The 4,638-nt window shown below is 45.3% G+C and carries 2 protein-coding genes; both read right to left on the bottom strand.

The genetic code is table 11. The features are described from left to right. Positions 1-216: 216 nt before the first annotated feature. The gene (locus LAY57_RS34260; protein ID WP_249071728.1) at positions 217-3,015 is read right to left on the bottom strand and encodes a CHAT domain-containing protein; all 2,799 of its coding nucleotides are present in this window, start codon (positions 3,013-3,015) and stop codon (positions 217-219) included. A gap of 90 nt (positions 3,016-3,105) precedes the next feature. Then, a partial coding sequence (locus LAY57_RS34255) for an autotransporter outer membrane beta-barrel domain-containing protein (RefSeq protein ID WP_476727029.1) occupies positions 3,106-4,638 on the bottom strand: 1,533 nt, incomplete at its 5' end.

Raw genomic sequence — 4,638 nt, 5'->3', positions numbered from 1 at the left:
AGTCTGTTCTGAGGCATTCTTCTGTGATGTTAGAAGCCCACACTATAATCGCTTCGATTTAGTGTGGGTAGTTCACGCTCCAGCAAGGGCCACCGTAAGGTATAGCTAGGGACTAGGGGCTAGGAAAGTCAAAAGTCAAAAGTCAAAAGTCAAAAGTCAAAAGTCAAAAGAAGGATTCTACCCTCTACCCTCTACCCTAGCCCCTAGCCCCTCTCTTCAGAGCCAATTTCCCACCAAAACGTATGGGGCCCAGAAATACGGATTCCTGAAATTGCGGTTCTGCAACAGACTAATCTGAGCCCTGCGAAGTGCCTCTGCTTTACTGATGCCGGGATTAGCTAACTTTTGATAAAATTCAGTCATCAGAGCCGCAGTAGACGAATCGCTCACCCTCCACAGCGTTGCCAGAGTGCTACTTGCTCCCGCCCTAACCGCTACTCCAGCAAGTCCCAAAGCCGCTCTTTTATCTCCAGTTGCTGTCTCGCAAGCACTGAGGACAAGTAATTCTAGAGGTCTGGGTATACGCGGATTTTTGCTTCGGAGTAATTCATCCAACTGCTTGACGTTAATCGGACCATCCCAAGCGAGAATAAATGTGTTTTGGAAATTAGAGCTAAACTGGCCGTGAGTCGCCAGGTGAACCACAGGAAAAGGAACCGCTTTTACCTCATTTTCGAGATTCGTGCTGGTAAACTCCTGATTCAAAAGCCTTGTTGTATTGAGAACTTCAGCATTCACTAGCGCCAATTCTGCTTTCACACCGGGTAGTGCAGAAAACCCCTGGCGGGACTCGCTCAATCCACCAGCCAAAGCTCTAAGCTTTCCTCGCGTCAGCGGTTGTCGCTTTAGCAACTGCAAACCAGGAGTTAGGGCTATGCTATACTGTTCCACCAAATACTGGTTGCCGTTGTAGAGAGCAGCCATTGGGATATTCCGCAACGAACCATCTAATACAAACACCAACGTTTGTACCCCACTCGTCTTTAATTCTGTTTCGATCGGCCCAATCAGCCAGTCATACACCTGTTGAGAAAGACGCAAGCGTTCCTCTTGGTTGGAGTGACGAATACCCAAGGCTTGTCTGAGCTGGTTAAGAGTACTTTCAACCTGTTTTTGTTCAATTTGTGTGGTGTAGTTACGCAGAGGCTGCTGCGGGAGACTGAGAATTACTTCTATTCGATCGTCTAAAATGACTGGATAGATCACAGCCGCCGTGCGATCGATCTTATCAATCAATTCTGGTATTGCATCCAGACAAGCTTCCCGGAAAAAATTATCCAGTTCAGCTAATTGTAGAGACTCAATCACGTTACGGGCTTGAACCAGATTTTTTTGACTCACCCCCCCCTTTTCTCCCCCCTCGTGTACGGGGGGGGACACAGGGGGAGGTTGCAAAAGCAAATCGAATAGCTGCCGATAGACGGGTTCCACACTATCCCGAAAGGAAAACTGAACGTCTGGATTGATAGTAGCTAAATCGCTGCGGAGGGATTGTAAAGTGATAACCGCTTCGCTGTAAGCTGTAATAGCCTCCTGAGTTTGCCCTTCAGCTTTGAGTAAACGTCCCAACTGCCATTGCCACCGATAAGCAATATCCTGTGCATTAGTCGCCTGAGCCAAAAGCAGCGCTTGTTGAGTTAGCTGTTGAGCTAGATCGAATTGCTTAGCTTGTTCGTACAATTCGCCAAGATTTCCGAGTGCGAAAGATTCAGATCGCTTATCTCCCAAACTTTTTGCCTCCTGAGAAGCTTTAGCTAAAAGTTTGGCGATATCTTGATAATTGGTTATTGCTTGTTCCCCAGTCGCCAGTCCCGGCTTCATCAAACTTTGAGCCAAGTTAATTCGAGCGTAAATAGCGATCTGACTGGGGGGTAGTTGAGTAATTTCCGACTGAATTTGTGACTGCAAAACTTGAGCTTCTGACCGCTGTTTGCTATCCACTAATAAGCTCATTTGATTTAAATTTGCCTGAAGCCGTGTAGTTCCATGATTAGATATGTTTGCTGCTTGTCGGTAGTATTCTAAAGCTAGTTTAATTTTTCGATCTACTTCTTCTCTATCCTCGGAATCTGCTGCGAAATCTTCTAATCTTTTGGCTAAGCTTCTTTCGATATTACCCAAATTGAGCAGAGCGATACCAATATCTGGTGGAGATTGCAAGCGTTGGGCTATTGCCAAACTTTGTTGACATATTTCTAGAGATTTATCTAGATCGCCACTAATACGAAGGGCGTTAGCAAGCGTCAGCAATCCGGTGGATTTGATCGGAGAATCTGGTTGATTTTGCAGACGTTTTTCTAAATCTTCTAATGTTTTGGATGCTCGACGAGAAAATCCCAGAGTTTGTAGAGTTTGGGCAAAGTTAATTGTGCTGCCAGTAATCCCAGCTTCATCGCCTGCTTGCGTGTATGCAGCAATAGCTTGTTGTAAGCTAATAAGAGCGTCTTCCGGTTGTCCTAAAGACAGTTGCAGACGACCTTGGGTGTTTAAGGCGATCGCAATAATTTGCGCCTTTTCTCGACCTGCATTTCTTACTGTTTGCAGGAGGTTTATGCTGGATGATATTGCTCTTTTGGCATTCTCCCAATCCCCAAGTTTTTGATAAGTCAATGAAATGAAATTAAGTGTCAAAGCTTGGTTTAACACATCTTTTTTATCTGCGAATGCTGTTTCTGCTTCCTGCCACACTCTTAGAGCATCCGAAAACTTTTCTGCCTGGTATAATAACTTTCCTTGTTGCAACAATTGGAGAGCATCTGACGATATATAATTTTGAGTTATTAGTGTTTTGATTAAATTAGTTTTTGTTAAGTGATTAAAATATATCAAATCCAAACTTTCCTTGGAAATTGCTGGTTCTATTAGTACATAGTGTGCCGAAAGTACTATTGCTAAACCCCAAAATAGGGCACAACTCCGTTTCAGATTATTGTATTTGGGAAATGCAATAATCTGCCTAGCTTGTTTCGCCAGAGATTGTATGTAATGTAAAAGTATAGATTGTTTTTTAGGCATATTATTGCGGGCATTATATCAAGGAGCTAGGCACTAGGGAAGAGGGAGAATTTCTTTTTTTTGACTTTTGACTTTTCTAGCCCCTAGCCTCTAAAATTGACAGTTAGGTGGCGTTAGTGGAGTTCCGTGAGGTGTCACCTTGGGTGCTTGGGCTGTAAGAATAACTTCGCCATTGGGGCCAATTATCCAACCTTGAGCTTCGACAATTTTGTCATTTGTCATTTGTCCTTTGTCAGTTGCAATTGACGAGTGACTGCTAACTGCTGAAGACTGACTGCTGAGGACTGAAGGAATGCGTAAATCTTCCCAAAATAGGTCACCGCTGAGGGTATCGTCAGGAGTGGGGGGCAAACCACCGCGACCAGTGATAAAAAAGGTATTATCTTCATTAATTGCGGGACAAGCTTGGACAATTAATCTGGTAGAATCGACGACATCGACAGAAGGGATATCGGGAGGACTAATTTCCACTTGACCTTCTACCCTCAATTCGCCACTGGGTTTGATGATACTATCGAGGGATTGAAATACTGCTAAACCTGATTCTAATAAAGGTGCGATCGCAATATTACTACCTCCTTGAGGATTTTGAGCATCAGTTCTGACTTGGCTACCTTCAAGAAGAACTAGGGTTTCTGTATTAATGGTGATATTGCCTTCTGCGGTTCTAGAGGCTGAGACGGCAGATATTTGAGCTTGACCCCGGAGTTGAAGAGTACGCGATCGCAAATTAATATTTCCAGCCTTACCTGTCACAGATTCAGCTCGCAGGGAGCCTAGATCCCTAATCAGTATAAATGGTGCTGCGGCTATTAAATTACCTGGATTTCCCGAACCTGTACTGCTGACAATCGCTTCCGCCCTATCTCCGACTATAAAACTATCAGCTTCAATATCCAACGTACCAGCATCTCCAGCTCCCGTAGACAAAGCAGATATTTGTGCGGGATTGGGACTCCCATTGGAGTTACTTCCCACACCAGTTATTTCCACCCCATCCGTGGCTCGAATGGTCAAAGAACCCGCATTTCCTTGTCCCAGAGAAGCCACCCCCACTCCTGCTCCATCTTTGACGCTCAAACTTCCTGTGTTAATAATTACATCTCCCGCATTTCCCATTGCTCCTGATTCGACTCTAGCCAACAAGCCGCTGGGAAGGCTACCATCAGGCGATTGACCACTTAACTCTATGCGATCGGCGCTCACCCTCAAAATGCCCCCATCCCCATCTTTATATGTAGAAGCCGCTACTTGACCTCCAGAACGAGTCACTAAGAAGTTAGTTGAAATCTGCAAATTGCCGCCCTTGCCAGACCCGGAAGTGGAGGTTGAGACTTGCGCTGGGTTGGGAGTACCATCTACGTTTGTGCCCACCCCAGTTATTTCGATCATCTGAGCTTGTACGTTTAAAGACCCCGCATTTCCCTGTCCTAGAGAACCCGCTGTCAATCTTGCCCCATCGACAACGCGCAAGTTCCCGGTCACTACTAGAACATCTCCCGCATTTCCCGTCGCGCCGCTTTCGACTCTAGCTAACACACCACCAGGAATAGTACCATCAGGCGATCGACCGCTCAATTCTATGTCATTAGCATTAATAGTTAAAATTCCGCCATCCCCATC

The organism is Argonema antarcticum A004/B2, from assembly GCF_023333585.1.
Classification (GTDB): Bacteria; Cyanobacteriota; Cyanobacteriia; order Cyanobacteriales; family Aerosakkonemataceae; genus Argonema; species Argonema antarcticum.
The sequence above is the reverse complement of the archived record's forward strand: the minus strand, read 5'-3'. Positions and strand labels throughout refer to the sequence as shown.

Bases quoted from the DNA above. Each gene is read 5' to 3' on its own strand.
- LAY57_RS34260 (WP_249071728.1), bottom strand. From the start codon at position 3,015: ATGCCTAAAAAACAATCTATACTTTTACATTACATACAATCTCTGGCG.